Annotated in this window: 25 protein-coding genes and 3 tRNA genes; 23 read left to right on the top strand and 5 right to left on the bottom strand. The window is 59.5% G+C overall.

Annotated elements, in window-relative coordinates; genetic code table 11:
* The first annotated feature begins 14 nt into the window (after positions 1-14).
* The 10 genes from B9Z39_RS07590 to B9Z39_RS07545 all read left to right on the top strand — a co-directional run bounded on the left by B9Z39_RS07590 (position 15) and on the right by B9Z39_RS07545 (position 8,499).
* The gene (locus B9Z39_RS07590; RefSeq protein WP_108301264.1) at positions 15-257 is read left to right on the top strand and encodes a type II toxin-antitoxin system Phd/YefM family antitoxin; all 243 of its coding nucleotides are present in this window, start codon (positions 15-17) and stop codon (positions 255-257) included.
* The gene (locus tag B9Z39_RS07585; protein WP_108301486.1) at positions 254-520 is read left to right on the top strand and encodes a Txe/YoeB family addiction module toxin; all 267 of its coding nucleotides are present in this window, start codon (positions 254-256) and stop codon (positions 518-520) included. The genes B9Z39_RS07590 and B9Z39_RS07585 overlap by 4 nt, the downstream gene beginning before the upstream one ends.
* Positions 521-557: 37 nt before the next feature.
* Positions 558-2,267 carry an arginine--tRNA ligase gene (gene argS, locus B9Z39_RS07580; RefSeq protein WP_108301263.1) on the top strand — a complete coding sequence of 570 codons (1,710 nt, stop codon included), beginning with the start codon at positions 558-560 and terminating at the stop codon, positions 2,265-2,267.
* Between the two features lie 30 nt (positions 2,268-2,297).
* Positions 2,298-2,972 carry an SPOR domain-containing protein gene (locus B9Z39_RS07575; RefSeq protein WP_369908121.1) on the top strand — a complete coding sequence of 225 codons (675 nt, stop codon included), beginning with the start codon at positions 2,298-2,300 and terminating at the stop codon, positions 2,970-2,972.
* A gap of 21 nt (positions 2,973-2,993) precedes the next feature.
* Complete coding sequence (locus B9Z39_RS07570) at positions 2,994-3,638, top strand: thiol:disulfide interchange protein DsbA/DsbL (RefSeq protein WP_108301261.1); 645 nt, start codon at positions 2,994-2,996, stop codon at positions 3,636-3,638.
* 102 nt (positions 3,639-3,740) lie between these two features.
* A complete protein-coding gene (gene lptA / locus B9Z39_RS07565; protein WP_233248947.1) occupies positions 3,741-4,259 on the top strand; it encodes a lipopolysaccharide transport periplasmic protein LptA in 519 nt (172 codons plus the stop codon).
* Entirely contained in the window at positions 4,256-5,038 is a 783-nt protein-coding gene (lptB, locus tag B9Z39_RS07560; RefSeq protein ID WP_108301260.1) for an LPS export ABC transporter ATP-binding protein, read from the top strand. The genes lptA and lptB overlap by 4 nt, the downstream gene beginning before the upstream one ends.
* Positions 5,039-5,060: 22 nt before the next feature.
* Positions 5,061-6,623, top strand: coding sequence for an RNA polymerase factor sigma-54 (locus B9Z39_RS07555; protein ID WP_108301259.1), 1,563 nt, complete (start codon positions 5,061-5,063; stop codon positions 6,621-6,623).
* A 59-nt stretch (positions 6,624-6,682) separates the two neighbouring features.
* Positions 6,683-8,056: a class I SAM-dependent RNA methyltransferase gene (locus B9Z39_RS07550; RefSeq protein WP_108301258.1), complete on the top strand. Its 1,374-nt coding sequence runs from the start codon at positions 6,683-6,685 to the stop codon at positions 8,054-8,056.
* Complete coding sequence (locus B9Z39_RS07545) at positions 8,053-8,499, top strand: putative toxin-antitoxin system toxin component, PIN family (protein ID WP_108301257.1); 447 nt, start codon at positions 8,053-8,055, stop codon at positions 8,497-8,499. Before B9Z39_RS07550 ends, B9Z39_RS07545 begins: the two co-directional genes overlap by 4 nt.
* 12 nt (positions 8,500-8,511) lie before the next feature.
* Here B9Z39_RS07545 and B9Z39_RS07540 read toward each other — a convergent pair whose 3' ends face one another.
* From B9Z39_RS07540 to B9Z39_RS07530, 3 genes are read right to left on the bottom strand one after another with little or no spacing between them, the layout of a single operon-like run.
* Positions 8,512-9,036, bottom strand: a complete 525-nt coding sequence (locus B9Z39_RS07540; protein WP_108301256.1) for a CinA family protein — start codon at positions 9,034-9,036, stop codon at positions 8,512-8,514.
* Positions 9,036-9,521 carry a phosphatidylglycerophosphatase A gene (locus B9Z39_RS07535; protein ID WP_108301255.1) on the bottom strand — a complete coding sequence of 162 codons (486 nt, stop codon included), beginning with the start codon at positions 9,519-9,521 and terminating at the stop codon, positions 9,036-9,038. The genes B9Z39_RS07540 and B9Z39_RS07535 overlap by 1 nt, the downstream gene beginning before the upstream one ends.
* On the bottom strand, positions 9,515-10,414 hold the full coding sequence (locus tag B9Z39_RS07530) for a LysR family transcriptional regulator (RefSeq protein ID WP_108301254.1): 900 nt from the start codon (positions 10,412-10,414) through the stop codon (positions 9,515-9,517). Before B9Z39_RS07530 ends, B9Z39_RS07535 begins: the two co-directional genes overlap by 7 nt.
* A gap of 134 nt (positions 10,415-10,548) precedes the next feature.
* Between B9Z39_RS07530 and B9Z39_RS16880 the strand changes: the two genes are divergently transcribed.
* The gene (locus B9Z39_RS16880) at positions 10,549-10,782 is read left to right on the top strand and encodes a hypothetical protein (RefSeq protein ID WP_146183294.1); all 234 of its coding nucleotides are present in this window, start codon (positions 10,549-10,551) and stop codon (positions 10,780-10,782) included.
* Between the two features lies 1 nt (position 10,783).
* Entirely contained in the window at positions 10,784-11,185 is a 402-nt protein-coding gene (locus B9Z39_RS07520) for a 4-oxalocrotonate tautomerase (RefSeq protein WP_108301252.1), read from the top strand.
* Here the strand turns inward: B9Z39_RS07520 and thiL are convergent.
* A complete protein-coding gene (gene thiL / locus B9Z39_RS07515; protein ID WP_108301251.1) occupies positions 11,182-12,168 on the bottom strand; it encodes a thiamine-phosphate kinase in 987 nt (328 codons plus the stop codon). The genes B9Z39_RS07520 and thiL overlap by 4 nt on opposite strands.
* A 4-nt stretch (positions 12,169-12,172) precedes the next feature.
* Complete coding sequence (gene apaG, locus B9Z39_RS07510; protein WP_100147378.1) at positions 12,173-12,565, bottom strand: Co2+/Mg2+ efflux protein ApaG; 393 nt, start codon at positions 12,563-12,565, stop codon at positions 12,173-12,175.
* Positions 12,566-12,595: 30 nt separating this feature from the next.
* Between apaG and rpe the strand changes: the two genes are divergently transcribed.
* The 11 genes from rpe to B9Z39_RS07455 all read left to right on the top strand — a co-directional run.
* Entirely contained in the window at positions 12,596-13,285 is a 690-nt protein-coding gene (rpe, locus tag B9Z39_RS07505) for a ribulose-phosphate 3-epimerase (RefSeq protein WP_108301250.1), read from the top strand.
* Positions 13,285-14,004, top strand: a complete 720-nt coding sequence (gene gph, locus B9Z39_RS07500; protein ID WP_108301249.1) for a phosphoglycolate phosphatase — start codon at positions 13,285-13,287, stop codon at positions 14,002-14,004. The genes rpe and gph overlap by 1 nt, the downstream gene beginning before the upstream one ends.
* A 242-nt stretch (positions 14,005-14,246) precedes the next feature.
* The gene (trpE, locus tag B9Z39_RS07495; protein ID WP_100147407.1) at positions 14,247-15,761 is read left to right on the top strand and encodes an anthranilate synthase component I; all 1,515 of its coding nucleotides are present in this window, start codon (positions 14,247-14,249) and stop codon (positions 15,759-15,761) included.
* A gap of 5 nt (positions 15,762-15,766) precedes the next feature.
* Positions 15,767-16,336: an aminodeoxychorismate/anthranilate synthase component II gene (locus B9Z39_RS07490; RefSeq protein WP_199172988.1), complete on the top strand. Its 570-nt coding sequence runs from the start codon at positions 15,767-15,769 to the stop codon at positions 16,334-16,336.
* 9 nt (positions 16,337-16,345) lie between these two features.
* Positions 16,346-17,395: an anthranilate phosphoribosyltransferase gene (trpD, locus tag B9Z39_RS07485; protein ID WP_100147382.1), complete on the top strand. Its 1,050-nt coding sequence runs from the start codon at positions 16,346-16,348 to the stop codon at positions 17,393-17,395.
* 14 nt (positions 17,396-17,409) lie between these two features.
* On the top strand, positions 17,410-18,201 hold the full coding sequence (trpC, locus tag B9Z39_RS07480; protein WP_108301248.1) for an indole-3-glycerol phosphate synthase TrpC: 792 nt from the start codon (positions 17,410-17,412) through the stop codon (positions 18,199-18,201).
* A 14-nt stretch (positions 18,202-18,215) separates the two neighbouring features.
* On the top strand, positions 18,216-19,007 hold the full coding sequence (locus B9Z39_RS07475; protein WP_108301247.1) for a uracil-DNA glycosylase: 792 nt from the start codon (positions 18,216-18,218) through the stop codon (positions 19,005-19,007).
* Between the two features lie 60 nt (positions 19,008-19,067).
* Positions 19,068-19,153 (top strand) — tRNA-Tyr (locus B9Z39_RS07470).
* 65 nt (positions 19,154-19,218) lie between these two features.
* Positions 19,219-19,292 (top strand) — tRNA-Gly (locus tag B9Z39_RS07465).
* Positions 19,293-19,331: 39 nt separating this feature from the next.
* A tRNA-Thr gene (locus B9Z39_RS07460) sits at positions 19,332-19,406 on the top strand.
* A 39-nt stretch (positions 19,407-19,445) separates the two neighbouring features.
* Positions 19,446-19,530: GTP-binding protein (locus B9Z39_RS07455; protein ID WP_042615313.1), on the top strand; the 85-nt coding region annotated here is incomplete at its 3' end.

Below are 19,530 nucleotides of genomic sequence, written 5' to 3'. Positions count from 1 at the left end.
CAAAGGAGTTCAGCATGTCCACCCTCACCGCCAGCGAGGCTCGCGCCAATCTTTACCGCTTGATGGATCAAGCAGCCGAGTCGCATCAGCCCATCCACATCGCTGGCAAGCGTTGCAATGCGGTGTTGTTGTCCAGCGAAGACTGGCAGGCCATTCAAGAAACGCTGTTCTTGCTGTCGGTGCCCGGCATGCGCGAGTCGATCAAAGAAGGCATGGCCGAGCCGTTGAAGAAAAGTGCCAAGGAGTTGGATTGGTGAAACCTTGGCAGCTTGTCTTTGCCAAGCACGCGCTCAAAGACGCCAAGAAGTTGGCCGCCGCTGGGTTGAAGCCGAGGACTCAAGAGCTGTTGGCATTGCTGGCGGTTGACCCATTTCAAAATCCGCACGGCTATGAAAAATTGGTGGGTGATTTGGCTGGTGCGTATTCACGGCGCATCAACATCCAGCGCCGCCTGGTGTACCAGGTGTTCACCCAAGAGCGCACTGTGCGTGTATTGCGTATGTGGTCGCATTACGAATAGATGCATGATGAATAGACCCGCCACGTAAAATCTCCGCATGCTCCTCGTCAAACAAGAATTGCTGGCCGCTTTGAGCCAAGCCCTCGATGGTTTGTTGCCCGGCTCCGGCAACAAGGCCGCTTTTGAATCGCCCAAAGTGGCAGCCCATGGCGACTTCGCCATCACTGCCGCCATGCAACTGGCCAAGCCCCTCAAGCTCAACCCCCGTCAGTTGGGGGAGCAGCTGCGCGAGGCCTTGTTGGCTGCACCCGCTTACCAGCAGTGGGTGCAAGACATTGAGATTGCCGGCCCTGGCTTCATCAACATCCGCCTCAAGCCTGCTGCCAAGCAGCAGGTGGTGCGCGAAGTGTTGGCAGCCCAAGAGCGTTTTGGCTTTCAACCCAGCAACGGCCAGCGCGTGTTGGTGGAGTTTGTCTCGGCCAACCCCACCGGGCCCCTGCATGTGGGTCATGGTCGTCAGGCCGCTTTGGGTGACGCCATTTGCAATCTGTTTGCCACCCAGGGCTTCAACGTTTACCGCGAGTTCTATTACAACGACGCAGGTGTGCAGATCAACACCTTGGCCACCAGCACCCAGCTGCGTGCGCAGGGCTTCAAGCCCGGGGACGCGCAGTGGCCCAGCGGCGAGAACGCCCCGGCCTACAACGGGGACTACATCGCCGACATCGCGGCTGACTTTTTGGCCAAGAAAACGGTCACCTCAGACGACCGCGAATTCACGGGCAGCGGTGATGTGAACGACCTCGATGGCATGCGTCAATTTGCGGTGGCCTATTTGCGCCACGAGCAAGACCTGGACTTGAAGGCCTTTGAAGTTAAGTTCGACAACTATTACTTGGAGAGCAGCCTCTACACCAGTGGCCGCGTGGACAACGCGGTGCAAAAACTGCAAGCCGCTGGCAAAACCTACGAGCAAGACGGCGCGCTGTGGCTCAAGAGCACCGACTACGGCGACGACAAAGACCGTGTGATGCGCAAGACCGACGGCACCTACACCTACTTTGTGCCCGATGTGGCCTACCACTTGGCCAAGTGGGAGCGCGGTTTCACCAAGGTGGTCAACATCCAAGGCACCGACCACCACGGCACCATTGCCCGCGTGCGTGCGGGCTTGCAAGCTGCTTCGTCGGTGGATGGCCTGGGCATTCCCGAGGGCTACCCTGACTACGTGTTGCACACCATGGTGCGGGTGATGCGTGGCGGTGAAGAGGTCAAAATTTCCAAGCGCGCTGGCAGCTATGTGACGCTGCGCGACTTGATCGAGTGGACCAGCACAGACGCGGTGCGTTTCTTCTTGCTGTCGCGCAAGCCAGACACCGAGTACACCTTTGACGTGGACTTGGCCGTGACCAAAAACAACGACAACCCGGTGTACTACGTGCAGTACGCCCACGCGCGCATCTGCTCGGTGCTGCGCACCTGGGCCGACAAAGATGGCGGCGAGGTGGCCAATTTGAAAGACGTGGACTTGTTCGCATTGGACAGTCCACAAGCCCAAGCCCTCATGTTGTTGCTGGCCAAGTACCCCGACATGCTGAGCGCCGCTGCGCACGACTTTGCGCCGCATGATGTGACCTTCTACCTGCGCGATCTGGCCGCCAGCTACCACAGCTACTACGACGCCGAGCGCATTTTGGTGGACGACGAGGCGGTTAAAAAAGCACGCTTAGCGCTGGTCGCCGCCACCGCGCAGGTACTGCACAATGGCTTGAAGGTGTTGGGTGTGTCTGCACCCAGCAGCATGTAAATCGGCTGCATGAGTTCGGAGATGACAAACATGAAACAGCAACGCGGCGGAACCCTGGTGGGCTTCATCATCGGTTTGGTGGTGGGCTTGGCCGTGGCCCTGGGGGTGGCGGTGTACGTCACCAAGGTGCCGATTCCGTTCATGAACAAAGGCCAAAACCGCAGCGCCGACCAAGACGCTGCGGAAGAGAAGAAGAACAAAGACTGGGACCCCAACGCCCCGCTGTATGGCAAGAACCCGGCCAAGCCTGCCGACAAAGGCGATGGTGTGGATGCCAAGCCCGAGGCTTCTGTGCCTGCGCCGACATCTGCCCCCAACAAGCCCGATGTTGCCACCAAGGTCGACCCCAAGAGTGCTGACCCGCTGGGTGACTTGGCCAAGGCCAAGACTGCAGATGCCAAGCCCGTTGAAGCCAAGCCTGGCGAGAGCAAAACCGCAGAATTCAAACCCGCCGTGGTGGGTGGGGACCCCTTTATTTACTTTGTGCAAGCGGGCGCATTTCGCACCAACGAGGAAGCTGACGCACAGCGTGCCAAGCTGGGCTTGCTGGGACTCGACGCCAAAGTGAGCGAACGCGACCAGGGCGGGCGCACCGTCTACCGTGTGCGCGTGGGTCCGATGGACACCAAGGCCGACGCTGAGCGCGTGCGCAACAAGCTGGAAGCTGCACATTTGGATTCCGCGATGGTGCGGGTACAACGTTGATTTTTTTGATCTGAGGTACGTATGAAACGTCGTGATTTTTCTTTGGCTGCTTTGACCGCGGCTTCTTCTGGCTTACCGTTTGTGGCCCATGCCCAGGGTAAAAAGCCTGAAGAGGGCATCGAGTACTTGACCTTGGACAAGCGCGTGCCCACCGAGGCAGGCGAAGGCAAGATCGAAGTGATCGAGTTCTTTTGGTACAGCTGCCCCCACTGCAACGCGTTTGAACCGCGCTTTGCGTCGTGGCTCAAAGCGGTGCCTAAAGACGTGGTGGTCAAGCGTGTGCCGGTGCGTTTTCGCGACGACTTTGAAGCACAGCAACGTGCCTTCTATGTGTTTGAAGCCTTGAACATGGTCGATGCCATGCATGGCAAGCTCTTCCATGCCATCCACACCGAGCGTCAAAACCTCAACACCCTGGCCACTTTATCGGCTTGGGCCGACAAAAACGGCATTCCTGCGGCCAAGTTCACCGAGACCTTCAACAGCTTTGGCGTGGCCACCAAAGCCCGCCGTGCCACGCAGTTGCAAGAAGCCTTCAAAGTACAAGGTGTGCCAGCCTTGGGCATTGCGGGACGCTTCTACACCGATGGCTCTTTGACGGGCACCATGGAGCGTGCGTTGCAGGTCACCGAGTACCTGATCGCTGAAGCACGCCGCAGCCGCTGAACGGCATCAAGGCCGGGTGTTGTGGGTGGTTAGAATCCCACGTTAAATAACAGCAATATTCGTGCCTTGACTTCATTCGCTTCTTTTTCGTTGGTTTTGCTCTTGGCCGTCTTGCCGGCGGCAGCGCACGCGGAAAAAGCCGACAAAGACAAACCGCTCAACATCGAGGCTGACAGCCTGGTGCACGACGAGCTCAAGCAAATCAGCGTCTTCAAAGGCCGTGCGGTCTTGACCAAGGGCACCATGGTCATGCGCGGTGAGCGCATTGAGATTCGTCAGGATGCGGATGGTTACCAATTTGGTCTGATCTTGCCCGAGCCCAACAAGCGCGCTTTTTTCCGTCAAAAGCGTGAAGGCCTGGATGAGTACATGGAAGGCGAAGGCCTGCGCATTGACTACGACGGACGCGCCGACCAAGTCATCATGAGCGACCAAGCCGAAGTGCGCCGCTACCGTGGCGCTGTGCTGGCCGACCAAATGACGGGCAAGCGCATCGTCTACAACAACCTCACGGACGTGTTCACCATCGACGGCCAAAAGGCCGGTGAGACGGGTAAGTCCACCGGAGGTCGGGTCCGTGCCACCTTGGCGCCGCGCAGCACAACGACGGACAACAAGTGACCGAGACACTTTCCACCACGCCTTTTACGGATACTTCGGTGAGTTGCCTGGAGGCCTTGCATTTGCAAAAAGCCTACGGCAGCCGCAAGGTGGTGCACGATGTGTCCATCTCCGTGAAAAAAGGCGAAGTGGTGGGCTTGTTGGGCCCCAATGGCGCGGGCAAAACGACCTCGTTTTACATGATCGTGGGCCTGGTGCGGGCCGATGCGGGCAGCATCACCATCGACGGCCAGCCCATCACCCATTTGCCGATTCACAGTCGTTCGCGTTTGGGCTTGAGCTATTTGCCGCAAGAGGCCTCGATTTTTCGCAAGCTCAATGTGCAAGACAACGTGCGCGCGGTGCTGGAGTTGCAACGCGATGACCACGGTGCCCCGCTGACCGAGGGTGAGATCGACCGTCGCCTGACCGCCTTGCTGCAAGAGTTGCGAGTCGAGCATTTGCGCATGTCGCCCTCCGTGGCCTTGTCGGGTGGCGAGCGTCGCCGGGTCGAAATTGCCCGTGCCTTGGCCACTCAGCCGCGTTTTATCTTGCTCGATGAGCCATTTGCCGGCATCGATCCGATTGCCGTGATTGAAATTCAACGCATCATTGGTTTTTTGAAAGCACGTGGCATGGGGGTGTTGATCACCGACCACAACGTGCGCGAGACGCTGGGCATTTGCGACCACGCCTGCATCATCAGCGAAGGCCGTGTGCTGGCCCAAGGCACGCCCACCGAGATTGTCGAGAACGCCGATGTGCGTCGCGTCTATCTTGGCGAACACTTCCGCATGTAGCCATGGCCCTCGCACCTACCCTATGAAGCAAGGCCTCTCCCTACGCGTCTCCCAGCATCTGGCCCTGACGCCGCAGCTGCAGCAGTCGATCCGTCTGTTGCAGCTGTCCACGCTGGAGTTGAGCCAAGAGATTGAGCAGATGCTCGACGAGAACCCGTTTCTCGACAAAGAATTTGAAGAGGCACCACGCGAAGAATTTGGCGTGGCCCAGGCCGACACGCCCGCACATGCGGACGATGCAGAGCCAGCGCGCGAGATGGCCGCGATGGACAACACCGTGTCTGAAATTTCGGTCGACAACACCGCCAGCGACACAGAACCCAGCGTGGACGGCGTGGCTGAGAGCTGGGAGGGGGACGGCAGCGTGGAGTTCTCCGCCGATGACTCCGAGTGGGGCGGCGACGCCCCCGCGCACAACAACACCGGCGGCGACGATGCGGCAGATGCCACCGAGTTGGCCCGCAGCCAAGAATCGTTGACCGCGCATTTGCATCGCCAGGCCTTGTCCTTGCGCCTGAGCGAGACCGACCGCTCGGCCCTGCGTTACCTGATTGAAAACCTCAACGACGATGGCTACCTGGAAGACTCGCTGCGCAGCCTGGCCGAGGGCCTGGCAGGCGACGACGAAGAGCAGTTGGAAGAGTTGGAACACCGCTTTCAAGTGGCCTTGCATTTGCTGCAAAGCCTGGAGCCTGTGGGCGTGGGCGCCCGCGATTTGGCCGAATGCCTGTGCTTGCAAATCAAGGCTTTGAAACCCAAGGGCGAAGAAGCGCAAATGGTGTGCGATGTGGCTCTGCGCATGTGCCAGCAGCCGCTGGAGTTGCTCGCCAAGCGCGACATCAAGCGTTTGATGCTGGCGCTGGGCGACAGCGAGGCGCACATCAAGGCCGCTATTCCGCTGATTGCCCGACTCGAACCCAAACCAGGCCGACGTTTTGCCGACGTGGAACGCCATGTGGTGGTGCCCGATGTGCTGGTCACGCGCATTGGCAAATCGGTCACGCCCAAGTTTCGCGTCATGCTCAACCCCGATGTGATGCCACGTCTGCGGGTGCACGACATTTATGCCAACGCCTTGAAGGGCGGCAAGGGCGAGGCGCACCAGGGCTTGCAGCAACGCCTGCAAGAGGCGCGCTGGTTCATCAAAAACATCCAACAGCGCTTTGACACCATCTTGCGGGTGAGCAACGCCATTGCCGAGCGACAGAAAAACTTTTTCATCCACGGCGAACTCGCCATGCGCCCGATGGTGCTGCGTGAGATTGCCGAAGAGCTGGGGCTGCACGAGTCCACCATCAGCCGCGTCACCACCAACAAGTACATGAGCACGCCGTTTGGCACCTTTGAGCTGAAGTACTTCTTTGGCTCAGGACTCGAAACAGACAGCGGCAACAACGCGTCCAGCACGGCGGTGCGCGCGCTCATCAAACAATTCGTGGCCAGCGAAAACCCCAAAAAACCCTTGTCAGACAACCAGCTGTCTGAGATGCTCAAAGAGCAAGGCATTGAGTGCGCACGTCGCACCGTGGCCAAGTACCGCGAGGCGCTGCGGATTGCGCCGACCACGTTGCGCAAAGCGCTGTAAACACTAGCTCGGCTGACCGGTCAGGCTTGTGCTGGCGGATTGGCTTTGAACGGATCACCATGAATCAACTCCATCTCTTTTTACCGTGCGCCGCAGGCGTTGAAACTTATCTGGCCACCGAGGTGCAACGCATCACCGGCATCGGGTCAGACGACTTGCGTGCTTTTCGCGCCGGCGTGATGGTGCGCGGCTCGTGGCGTGACGCCATGCTGCTCAACCTGCACAGCCGTTTGGCCCAGCGTGTGTTGGTGGAGCTGTCGTACACCCAATACCGCTCGGAACAAGACTTGTACAACGCGGCCTCCAGCGTGGCGTGGGAGCTGTGGTTCACGCCCAAACAGAGCTTCAAGATCGAAATCACCGCGCAGCACAGCCCCCTCAAGAGCCTGAACTTTGCCGCGCTCAAAATCAAAGACGCGGTGGCCGACCGCTTCCGCAACAAAAGCGGTGTCCGCCCCGATGTGGACACCCGTTGGCCCGATTCACGCATCTACGCCCACCTGACCACCGACGAGCTCACCCTCTACATCGACACCTCGGGCGAGCCCTTGTTCAAACGCGGCTGGCGCGCCGACAAAGGCGACGCACCTTTGAAAGAAACCTTGGCCGCAGCCATGTTGGCGGCCAGTGGCTGGAGCCAGGGCGATGGCACACCCGCCAACCCCGACGGCTGGTGCGCGCAGGGCGTGCCTTTGTATGACCCGTGCTGCGGCAGCGGCACCATCGCCATCGAGGCGGCGCAAATTGCGTGCAACATTGCGCCGGGCTCGATGCGTCGCTTTGGTTTTGAAAAGCTGGTACCGTTTCAGCCACACGTCTGGCAAGGCCTGTTGGAAAACGCGCGAGGCCAGCAGTGCGCACCGCGTGCGCCCGTGTTTGGCAGCGATGTGGCGTTTCGCATGGTCGACTTTGCACAGCGCAATGCCGAGCGTGCCGGTGTGGCCCATGCGGTGGAGTTGCGCGGCGGTGATGCGCTGCAACGCATGCCGCCGTCGGACCTGCCCGGCGTGATGTTGGTCAACCCACCGTACGGCGAACGCATTGAGGCGGCGGGTATTGCGGGTGCCGCACGTCGTGCCCGTTATGCGCCGCCCACCGAGTACGTGTCGCCCTATGAAGATGTGATGGACGACGAAGCGCCCGACGGTGCGCGCCTAGACACCCCCCGCTTTGGCGCGCGTGAGATCACACAAACCGAAGACGGGGGCGATTTTTTCAGCCAGCTTGCCAGCCATTGGAAAAAGAACTACCCCGGTTGGACCGCCTGGATGTTGACCCCCGACCTCAAATTGCCTGGGCGCATGCGCTTCAAAGAATCGCGCCGCGTGCCCATGTGGAACGGCCCCATCGAGTGCCGCATGTTCCGCTTCGATTTGCGCGCCGGCTCGATGCGCAACAAGCCTGCTGAGGGCAGCGAGCCGCCCCAGACATGAGTGCGCAGGCGCAAGACGTCGAGCCCGTGCACGTGGTGCTCGACACCAACATCGTGCTGGACTTGTGGCTCTACCAAGACCCGGCCACGCCTGCGTTGCAGGCGGCGCTTGGCGACAAAACGGTGCGTTGGCTGGCCACGCAGGTCATGCGCGATGAGTTGGAGCGCGTGTTGGCCTACACCCACATCGTGGCGCGCATGACCGCCAATGGCATCACCGCCGAGCACATCTTGAACCGCTTCGACGCGCATGCCCTGCTGATGCCGATTGCGGCCAAGGCACAGTTTGTCTGCAAAGACCCAGACGACCAAAAGTTCATTGACCTGGCCGCTGCACACGCCGCACAGCTCATCAGCAAAGACAAGGCGGTGCTCACCATGCGCAACCGCATGGCGCGCTTGGGCGTGGCGGTGGCGCGCAGCTTTCCGGCGCTGCTGCCGTAAAGCTTGCGTGGGTCAGTGTTGGCGCAGCCAATGCAGCAAGGTGGCCAGGGCGTGTTGCAGCGTGGCCTCGCGCACGGCGGCACGGTCGCCCTTGAAATGCACGCATTCGGTTTTCACCCAGGCGGTGTCGGCACCCAGCGTGGGTCCACTGTCGCTGGGCAGGGCCCAAGCCAACCACACGGTGCCCACGGGCTTGTCTGCCGACCCACCAGTGGGTCCGGCAACACCTGTCACCGCCAACGACACCTGGGCTTGCGAGTGGCGCAGCGCGCCCAAGGCCATGGCCTGCGCCACCTCTGCGCTGACGGCACCGTGCTGGGCAATCAGGGCTGGGTCGACGCCCAGCATCTCGTGCTTGGCCTCGTTGGAGTAACTCACAAAGCCGCGCTCCAGCCATTGGCTAGACCCCGATAAGTCGGTGCAGCGTGCGGCAATCATGCCGCCCGTACAGCTCTCGGCGGTGGCCAGCATCCAGCCGTGGTGCAGCAGGGCATCGGCGAGTTGTTCGACCAGGTGTGATGTGTTGTCGTGTGCCATCAAAACCTCCACAAAGCGATCACCAACAGCGTGCAAAACGCGGCCACCAAGTCGTCAAACAGGATGCCCCATCCGCCACGCCAACCAAAGCCTTTGAACAGTCTGTCGGCCCACTTCACAGGGCCGGGTTTGGCCGCATCGAAATACCGAAACAGCACAAAAGCGCCGAACTGACCCCAAAAGGTGGTTGGGGTGACCAGCCACAAAATCAGCCAGAAAGCCACCACCTCGTCCCACACAATCGCGCCCGGATCGGCCACGCCCATATGACGTGCGCACACCGTGCAAGCCCACCAACCGACCAGCAAAGAAACCGCGATCAACACGCCCATTTCTAGTGGCGTCAACCAAATTTGCAAGATCAAAAAGGCTGCCCAGGCCCACAAGGTGCCCACGGTACCTGGTGCCAAACGGCTCAGGCCTGCGCCAAAGCCCAGTGCAATCAGGTGGGCGGGATGATCAAGTAAAAAGCGGCGGTTCAGCATGTGGGGGATGTCGTTTGTAACCACTGAGCCCAGTGGTCAATACAGGCACGAAGTTTAGGCAGTCGGTGGCGGCCTGCGAGCATGAAGGCGCTGACCGTGCTGGGCGTGTCGTTGATTTGGTCGATCAAAACGCTTTGCAGCTTGCCTTGCACAACCAAAGGGTCTGCCACCAAAGATGGCATGCGTGCAATGCCCAATCCCGCAATCGCCATCGAAGTCATTGTGGCGGCATTGTCTGAACCGAATGGACCATTGGCTCGAAAGGGTGTGCCGCTTTGTGTGGGCCACACATTCAGGTAGTCATGCTTGCTGTGGGTGATCAAGTCGTGGAGACGCAAATCTTCCACGCTGTGGGGTATGCCGTGTTTTTTCAAATAGGCCGGGCTGGCGTACAACCGCCGGTGCAATACGCCCAGTCGGCGCATCACCAAAGTGTCGGTTTGTGGCTCTCCCGTGCGTATGGCGATGTCAATGCCCTCGCGTGCCATGTCCACCAGTGCATCGTCTACCCGAAAGTCAAAACGCAGCTCTGGGTAGGTGGCATGGAGTGTTGGCAGGCTGTCGACCATCAAGTGCTGTGCAATCACCGTGCTCATGCTGACCCGCACCAAGCCTGTGACACGCGCCCGTGTGTGGTCGAACTCGGCATCCAAAGCATCCACTTCGTTCAAGATGCGTTGCGCATAGGTTTGCAACACTTCACCCTCGGGCGTGAGCGACAAACCATGCGTGGTGCGCAAGATCAGTTGTGCGTTGTACGAGGCTTCGATGCGCTGCAAACCGCGTGAAATTTGACTCACCGGCACGTTGCGCTCGCGTGCCACCGCCGAGAGCGTCCCCAGTGCCGCCACGCGTGCAAAAAGTCGTAGTTCATCAAAGCTGAGATTGGCCATGGCTGCATGGTAATAGACGCCTCCCGTGATGTGCCGTTGCAGCCGCTGCAACACCTATTTGCACACGGCGGTGTTTCGCGCTTGGCAGCTAAAAAATAAAGTCATCACACCCCAACAACTTTTGGAGATCTCTGATGCGTCACCCACCAGCAGGCTATGAGCCCCTACCCAATGCCGTGTTGATAGAGCAAGCCAAGCAACACGCACGTACCTTGCGCCGCGAAGCGGTACCCGCTTTGTGGGACGGTTTGGATGCCAGGCGCCTCCAAGCTGCGCGGTCTTTGATGCGTTTCTTGCATCGTTTGGCGCGGCACAGCCAGTTGCGTGCCCAAGCGCATCAAGCCCTTCACCCCACCAAAGAAATTTGACATGCCCATATTGACTTTGAAACTCTCGGCCCATGCGCAGCTCAAAGATGCACAGGCCTTGAGCCTTGCCCTGACACAACTCAGTGCCCAAGTGCTGCACAAACGCGCGGACGTGACCTCTGTGGTGTTTGAGCGCATCGCTGCGAACGATTGGTGGGTTGGCGGGGACACGCACGAGCACATACGTGTGCAACTCGACATCCGCATCACGCAAGGGACCAACACCGAGGCAGAAAAAGCGGCGTTCATCACCCAAGCGTTTGCGTTATTGCCCGAGCATTTGGCAGCAGGACAAACAATGCACGCGACCAGCTACATCAGCGTGCAAGAGCTACCCGCAACTGACTGGGGCTATGGCGGCTTGACGCAGCAGCAACGCCGAGTGGCCACTGTGGGGCTTTAAGCGAAGTGGTCGAACGACGCAAAGCGGCGCGTGATGGGCTGGCCTTGGGGGTCGAGCAGCACCAGGCCAGTAGCTTCGGTGATACGACCAATGCGGGTGACGGGCGTGTCGCTCTCCCACGCGGCGGCGTGCACCATCTCGCGTTGGTTCACCGGGGCGGTGAAGCACAGCTCGTAGTCGTCGCCGCCCGCCAAGGCAAACTCCAGGCGCTTGTTCCAGGGCAAGGCCGCCAGCAAGGGCGTGATGCCCGCTGCTTGACCGTTGCCAAAGCTGGAAGCGCTTTGCAGCCAGTGGGTGTCGATCTGTGCGCCCACGCCTGAGCGTTTGAGGATGTGGCCCAGGTCGCCCAGCAGTCCATCGCTGATGTCGATGGCGGCGTTAGCCACGGCGCGCAAGGCCAACCCCAAGGCCACGCGTGGTGTGGGTTGCTCCATGCGCAATCGTGCCTGCTCCAGACTCGCTGCATCCAGCGACTGTGTGCCGCGAAACACCTCAAGCGCCAAGCGCGCATCGCCCACGGTGCCACTGATGTAAATGTCGTCACCCACTTGGGCGTTGTGACGCAGCAGGGCGTCACCGGGGGGCACTTCGCCCATCACGGTGATGCATATGTTCAAGGGGCCCTGGGTGGTGTCGCCCCCCACCAGCTCACAGCCGTGTGCGTCAGCCAGACGCAACAAGCCGCTGGAGAAACCCGCCAGCCACGTTTCGTCTACCCGCGGCAACGACAAAGCCAAGGTGAAGGCCATGGGCTCGGCACCGCAGGCGGCCAGATCGCTCAGGTTGACGGCCAGTGCTTTGTGACCCAGACGCGCAGGGTCGACCGTGGACACAAAGTGGCGACCTTCGACCAGCATGTCGCTCGACACGGCGAGCTGCATGCCAGGTGACGGCATCAGCAGTGCGCAGTCGTCGCCCACACCCAACACGGCTTTGTGTGCCGGGCGTTTGAAGTAGCGTTCAATCAGGTCGAATTCACCCATGGGCTCAGTGCATGCGGCGTTGGCTGGGGTCGTCGCTCAATGCGTCGAGCACGAACATGGGAATGTCCACATCAAACTTCTCGCCATCTTCGGCCACGCAGAAGTAGCTGCCGTGCATGGTGCCCGTGGGCGTGCGCAAGTGGCTGCCACTGGTGTACTCAAACGACTCGCCGGGTTTGAGCAGGGGCTGGTGACCCACCACGCCCAAGCCGCGCACTTTTTCATGCACGCCGTTGGCGTCGTTGATGTTCCAAGTGCGCGAGATCAGTTGCGCAGCCATGCTGCCTGTGTTGGTGATCGTGATGGTGTAAGCGAACACAAACACACCGGCTTCGGGGTCGGACTGTTCGGGCAGATATTGCGGATGGACATCCACTTTGAATTGGTAGCTGGGCATGGCGGTGATTTTGGATGAAATAATCCCCCCATGAACAGCACACGCCCCACTTTTCGCATTGCCCCCTCCATCTTGTCGGCCGACTTTGCGCGGCTGGGCGAAGAAGTGAAGAACGTCATCGCCGCAGGAGCCGACTGGATTCACTTTGATGTGATGGACAACCACTACGTGCCCAACCTGACGTTTGGGCCCATGATTTGCCAAGCCTTGAAGCCGCATGCCAAAACCGCTGCCGGTGTGGCGGTGCCGATCGATGTGCACCTGATGATTTCACCGGTCGATGCACTGGCCGCGTCCTTTGCTGACGCAGGGGCCGATTTGATCAGTTTTCACCCCGATGCCAGCGCGCACGTGCACCGCAGTGTGCAGGCCATCAAGGCCCGTGGCGTGAAGGCCGGTTTGGTGTTCAACCCCGCCGAACCTCTGGACGTGCTGGACTGGACGATCGATGAGATTGATTTGATTCTGATCATGAGCGTCAACCCGGGCTTTGGTGGCCAGAGCTTCATCGACTCGGCTTTGCGCAAGGTCGAACAAGCGCGCAAGCTCATCGATGCCAGTGGCCGTGACATTCGTCTAGAAGTCGATGGTGGCATCAAGGCCGACAACATCCGCCGCGTGGCCGATGCGGGCGCCGACACCTTTGTGGCGGGCAGTGCGATTTTTGGCAAGCCTGACTACAAGCAGGTGATTGATGACATGCGTGTGGCGTTGGGGTGATGCGCATGTCTGCGTCGGGCTTGCACGCCGCCATCGTCGACCTCGACGGCACAATGGTCGACACCTTGGGGGACTTTGAGCAGGCGCTCAACCGCTGTTTGGCCGATCTCGATTTGCCGCCGGTCACGCGTGCGCTGGTCGAGCGCACGGTGGGCAAAGGATCGGAGCATTTGATTCGTTCCGTGCTGGCGCACCAACTCGCTTTGCCCGAGGTCACGGGGCTTTCCAATGTGTGCGCTGGACGCAGTGTGGACGTGTTGTACGAACCTGCGTGGCTGCGTTACCAGCACCATTACCAACGCATCAATGGTCAATACGCCGAGGTGTACCCAGGCGTGGTGCAAGGTTTGCAGAAGATGCAAGACGCAGGGTGGGCCTTAGCGTGCTTGACCAACAAGCCCTTGGCATTTGCCCAAAACCTGTTGGCAGTCAAAGGCTTGGACGGGTTTCTCACGCAGGTGTTTGGTGGCGACAGCTTTGCTGCCAAGAAGCCCGACCCCTTACCGTTGCTCAAGACCTGTGAGGCACTGGGCAGCTTGCCCAAACGCACCTTGATGGTGGGTGACTCCAGCAACGATGCCCAAGCTGCCCGTGCGGCGGGGTGTCCAGTCGTGTTGGTGCGCTATGGCTACAACCACGGCGAGCCCGTCGAGGCGGTGGACGCCGATGGCTACCTGGACCAGATCGCGCAGGTGGGCGATTGGCTGACCCGTGCCTAAGCGCTCCGATGCATCGTCTGGTGGCGTATATCGTTTGTTAAACTGAGTCACATGTTCATTCACCGCAGCACTGTCACAGGTTGTCACGACCGGGGAGCCTGGCCCTGGCGTACGCCGAGTTCTGCGCGCATCTAACTCGCACGCCTTGCGCCGTGCGTCGCGCTTCTCGGCAGTTTTGCCAGCAAGCACTTTTTGAATGAACGGCCCCACCTCTGCGGGGCTGAGCTGTGGAGGCTCAAGCTGTGATCACTGAAAACGAATTCAACCAATTGGCCCAGCAGGGCTACAACCGTATTCCGCTGATGGCGCAAGCGTTTGCGGATCTTGAAACACCTTTGTCGCTGTACCTCAAGCTGGCCCATGTGCAGCAGCAGGGTGAGCGCAGCTTTTTGCTGGAGTCAGTGGTGGGGGGCGAGCGCTTTGGGCGCTTTAGCTTCATTGGCTTGCCGGCACGTACCTTGTTGCGTGCCAGTGGCTTTGGCGCTGAGGCCAAGACCGAGGTGGTCACCGATGGCGTGGTGGTGGAAACCGACCACGGCAACCCGCTCGACTTTGTGTCGGCCTACCAGCAGCGTTTCAAGGTGGCTTTGCTTGAGGGCTTGCCGCGCTTTTGCGGCGGTTTGGCAGGTTACTTTGGCTACGACACGGTGCGCCACATCGAAAAGAAGCTGGCCCAATCGTGCCCGCCGGATGATTTGGGCATGCCCGACATCTTGCTGCTGCAAACCGAAGAGCTGGCGGTCATCGACAACTTGTCGGGCAAGCTCTCGCTGATTGTGTATGCCGACCCGGCGCAGCCGGGTGCCTATGCCCAGGCCCAAGCGCGCTTGGCTGAGTTAAAGCAACGCTTGAAAGCGCCTGCTGTTGCACCGTCGATCGCTCCGTGCGACAGCCATCCGGCGCAGCGCAGTTTTGCCAAAGACGATTACCTGGCTGCCGTGGTGCGCGCCAAAGAGTTGATTGCAGCGGGCGACTTCATGCAGGTGCAGGTGGGGCAGCGCATTCACAAACAGTTCACCGCCAGCCCGCTGTCCCTGTACCGTGCTTTGCGCTCCCTCAACCCCAGCCCCTACATGTATTACTACAACCTGGGCGATGCCTATGTGGTGGGCGCGTCGCCTGAGATTTTGGTGCGCCAAGAGTCCACCCCCGAAGGGCAAAAAATCACCATTCGCCCCTTGGCAGGCACCCGTCCTCGTGGCGCCACGCCTGAGGCCGACAAGGCGGCTGAGGTCGAGTTGATCAACGACCCGAAAGAGCGTGCCGAGCACGTGATGTTGATCGACCTCGCACGCAATGACATTGGCCGTATTGCCAAGGTGGGCAGTGTGAAGGTGACCGAAGCCTTTGTGGTGGAGCGCTACAGCCACGTGATGCACATCGTGAGCAATGTGGAGGGCTTGTTGAGTGAGGGGCCGGATGGCAAACCCTTGACCAGCATGGACGTGTTGCGCGCGACCTTCCCAGCAGGCACGTTGACGGGTGCGCCCAAAGTGCATGCGATGGAGTTGATCGACCAGTTGGAGCCTGTCAAACGCGGGCTCTACGGTGGTGCTTGCGGTTACTTGAGCTTTGCCGGGGACATGGATGTGGCGATTGCCATTCGCACGGGCATTGTGAAAAACGACACCTTGTATGTGCAAGCTGCTGCGGGTGTGGTGGCCGATTCGGTGCCCGAGTTGGAGTGGCGAGAGACCGAACACAAAGCGCGCGCCTTGTTGCGCGCCAGTGAGTTGGTGGAAGAAGGCTTGGAGTGATCACCATGAAAAAAATCAAACTTCTCATGGTGGACAACTACGACAGCTTCACCTTCAACATCGTTCAATATTTTGGTGAGTTGGGTGCTGACGTGGAGGTGTTTCGCAACGACGACATCACACTCGAAGGCATTGCGGCACGCCAGCCTGATCGCTTGGTGATTTCACCCGGCCCATGCTCACCCGCTGAGGCAGGAATTTCGGTAGCGGCCATTCAACACTTTGCCGGCAAGCTGCCCATTTTGGGCGTGTGCTTGGGACATCAAAGCATTGGTGCGGCCTTTGGCGGCAAGATCGTGCGCGCGCAGACCTTGATGCACGGCAAGACCAGTGTCATCACCACCACACAAGAGGGTGTGTTTGATGGTTTGCCTGCGCAATTCACGGTCAATCGTTACCACTCGCTGGCCATTGAGCGCGCCTCGTGCCCGCCTTGCTTGAAAGTCACGGCGTGGACCGACGATGGTGAAATCATGGGCGTGCGCCACACCGAGTTGGACATCCAAGGGGTGCAGTTTCACCCCGAGTCCATCCTCACCGAACATGGTCATGCCATGTTGAAAAATTTTCTGTAAGGAGTCGCGATGACCACCGTTATTCATCCCATCACGCCGCAAGAGGCGTTGCAGCGCGTGATCGAGCACCGCGAAATTTTTCACGACGAGATGCTGCACATCATGCGGCTCATCATGGGTGGCGAGATGTCACCCGTGATGATGGCCGCGTTTGTGAGCGCCCTGCGCGTGAAGAAGGAAACCATTGGCGAAATCACGGCGGCGGCGCAGGTGATGCGCGAGTTCTCTACCAAAGTGGAGGTGGCCGATACGCAGCACCTGGTAGACATTGTGGGCACCGGCGGCGATGGCTCGCACACCTTCAATATTTCGACGTGCTCTATGTTCGTGGCTGCCGCAGCCGGTGCCAAGGTCAGCAAGCACGGCGGACGCAGTGTGAGCAGCAAGAGCGGCAGTGCCGATGTGTTGGAGAGCTTGGGGGTGAACATCAACCTCAAGCCGTTGCAAATTGCACAGTGCTTGGCGCAGGTGGGTATTGGTTTCATGTTTGCACCGAACCACCATCCCGCGATGAAGAACGTAGCACCCGTGCGCAAAGAGTTGGGCGTGCGCACCATCTTTAACATCTTGGGGCCACTGACCAACCCGGCTGGCGCCCCCAATATTTTGATGGGCGTGTTCCATCCCGATCTGGTGGGTATCCAAGTGCGCGCGCTGGAGCGCTTGGGTGCTGAGCATGCCTTGGTGGTCTACGGCCGAGACGGTTTGGACGAGGTGTCTTTGGGGGCCGCCACCTTGGTGGGCGAGCTCAAGAACGGCCACATCCATGAATACGAAATTCACCCGGAAGACTTTGGTTTTGCCATGAGCAGCACCCGGGCCTTGCGTGTGGACACGCCTGAGCAATCGCGTGCGTTGTTGTTGTCGGTGCTGGACAACCAAGCTGGGCCTGCGCGTGACATTGTGGTGCTCAACAGTGCCGTGGCTTTGTATGCGGCCAATGTGGTCGATAGCATCGAAGTCGGCATTGCACGCGCCAACGACGCGTTGAATTCTGGCGCGGCCAAGGCCAAGCTCGACCAGCTGGTGACAGCTGTGCATCAATTGGCTGCGGCCTGAAGAAAGAAAAAAAGATGTCTGACATTCTGAACAAAATTGTTGAAGTCAAACGCCAAGAAGTTGCGGCGGGCTTGAAGCGCAAGTCGTTCGAGGCCATGCGTGCCGATGCCGAAAGCCGTGTGCTCACCCGTGATTTTGTGGGTGCTTTACGTGCCAAGATCACAGCAGGTTTGCCTGCGGTGATTGCCGAGATCAAAAAGGCCAGCCCTTCCAAAGGCGTGTTGCGTGAAGATTTCATTGCCGCCGACATCGCGCAAAGTTATGCCGAGCACGGTGCGGCTTGCCTGTCGGTGTTGACCGATCAGCAATTTTTTCAAGGCAGTGTGGATTATTTGAAGCAAGCCCGTGCATCGTGTGATTTACCGGTGTTGCGCAAAGATTTCATGATCGATCCCTACCAGGTGTACGAAGCACGGGTGATGGGAGCCGACTGCATTTTGCTGATTGCTGCGTGTTTGGACGACGGGCAAATGGCCGAGTTGGAAGCCATTGCCCGCAGCCTGGACATGGCGGTGTTGGTCGAGGTGCATGATGCCCCAGAGCTGCAACGCGCCTTGAAGCTCAAGACGCCGTTGATTGGCATCAACAACCGTAATTTGCGTACCTTTGAGGTCACGCTCGACACCACCTTGTCGCTCATGAAGGATGTGCCTGCGGACCGTTTGCTGGTGACCGAGAGCGGCATCTTGCAGCGTAGCGATGTGCAAACCATGCGCGCGGCGCATGTGAATGCATTTTTGGTTGGCGAGGCCTTCATTCGCGCGGCCGATCCCGGCAAGGCCCTGGCCGAGTTGTTTGCGGCCTGATCTAGGTTGACGCTGTGGCTGATTTGTTCTCTGACGCATCACCGCCTGACGCGCCTTGTTTGACCGCATGGGCGCCGCAGGATTGGACGGTTCATCCTGATTGGCAGCCGGTGTTGCAGAGTTTTTGGCGTAGCCCTGTGGGCCTGGGCTTGGCAGACTTTGTCCGTGGGCGACTTGCGTCTGGCGCTGTGGTCTATCCCGCGCATCCTTTGTGGGCTTTGTTGCTCACGCCTTTGTCGCAGGTGCGGGTGGTCATCTTGGGGCAAGACCCTTATCACGGGCCTTATCAGGCGCAAGGTTTGTCGTTTTCGGTCGCGTCTGGCGTCAAGCCACCGCCGTCATTGCGCAACATCTTCAAAGAGTTGCAGCGTGATGTGAATCAACCCATGCCTGCCAGCGGCTCGTTGGAGGCGTGGGCGCGGCGAGGCGTGTTGCTGCTCAACACCAGCTTGACGGTAGAAGATGGATTGCCCGCCAGTCATGCCAAACGTGGCTGGGAGGCGTTGACCGATGCCTTGTTGGCAGAGGTGGCGCGCACAGTGCCTGCTTGTGTGTATTTGTTGTGGGGCGCTCACGCGCAGGCCAAGGCCGATATGTTGGTGCAGCAAACACGTCAGACGGCCCCGAGTTTTTTGGGGCTGAGCGACGCTGTTGCCCCGTCGCGTGAGGCTTTGGTGCTCAAAGCCAACCACCCGTCGCCACTGTCTGCCTTGCGCCCGCCTCAGCCCTTCATAGGGTGTGGGCATTTTTCGCAGGCACAGACCTGGTTGGCGGCGCGTGGGCAGGCGCTGGACTGGTCGTTGTGAGTAAATTGATAGGGCTGGGTCGTTAAATGCCCAAAACTCTGCTATAGTTTGCGGTTCGCCGGAGGGGTGCCCGAGTGGCTAAAGGGGGCAGACTGTAAATCTGTTGGCTTACGCCTACACTGGTTCGAATCCAGTCTCCTCCACCAGCGAAACCAACAAGTGTTGCCCAGGTAGGCCTGCAACTGTGACGGTCAGATTTTCTGATTCTGATGCGGGAGTAGTTCAATGGTAGAACCCTAGCCTTCCAAGCTAATGACGCGGGTTCGATTCCCGTCTCCCGCTCCACCTGTTTGTTTCAATGGATTGATTTGGCGGTCAAAAATTGCCCTTGTGGCTCAGTGGTAGAGCACTCCCTTGGTAAGGGAGAGGTCGCGGGTCCGATTCCCGCCAAGGGCACCAGAATTTTTGTGATTGAGTTATTTTTTTCGGAGTCGAGAAATGGCAAAAGGAAAATTTGAACGTACCAAGCCGCACGTCAACGTGGGCACGATTGGCCACGTGGACCACGGCAAGACGACGCTGA

The organism is Limnohabitans sp. JirII-29 (assembly GCF_003063395.1).
GTDB lineage: Bacteria > Pseudomonadota > Gammaproteobacteria > Burkholderiales > Burkholderiaceae_C > Limnohabitans.
This window is presented reverse-complemented; position numbering and strand designations above follow the sequence as displayed.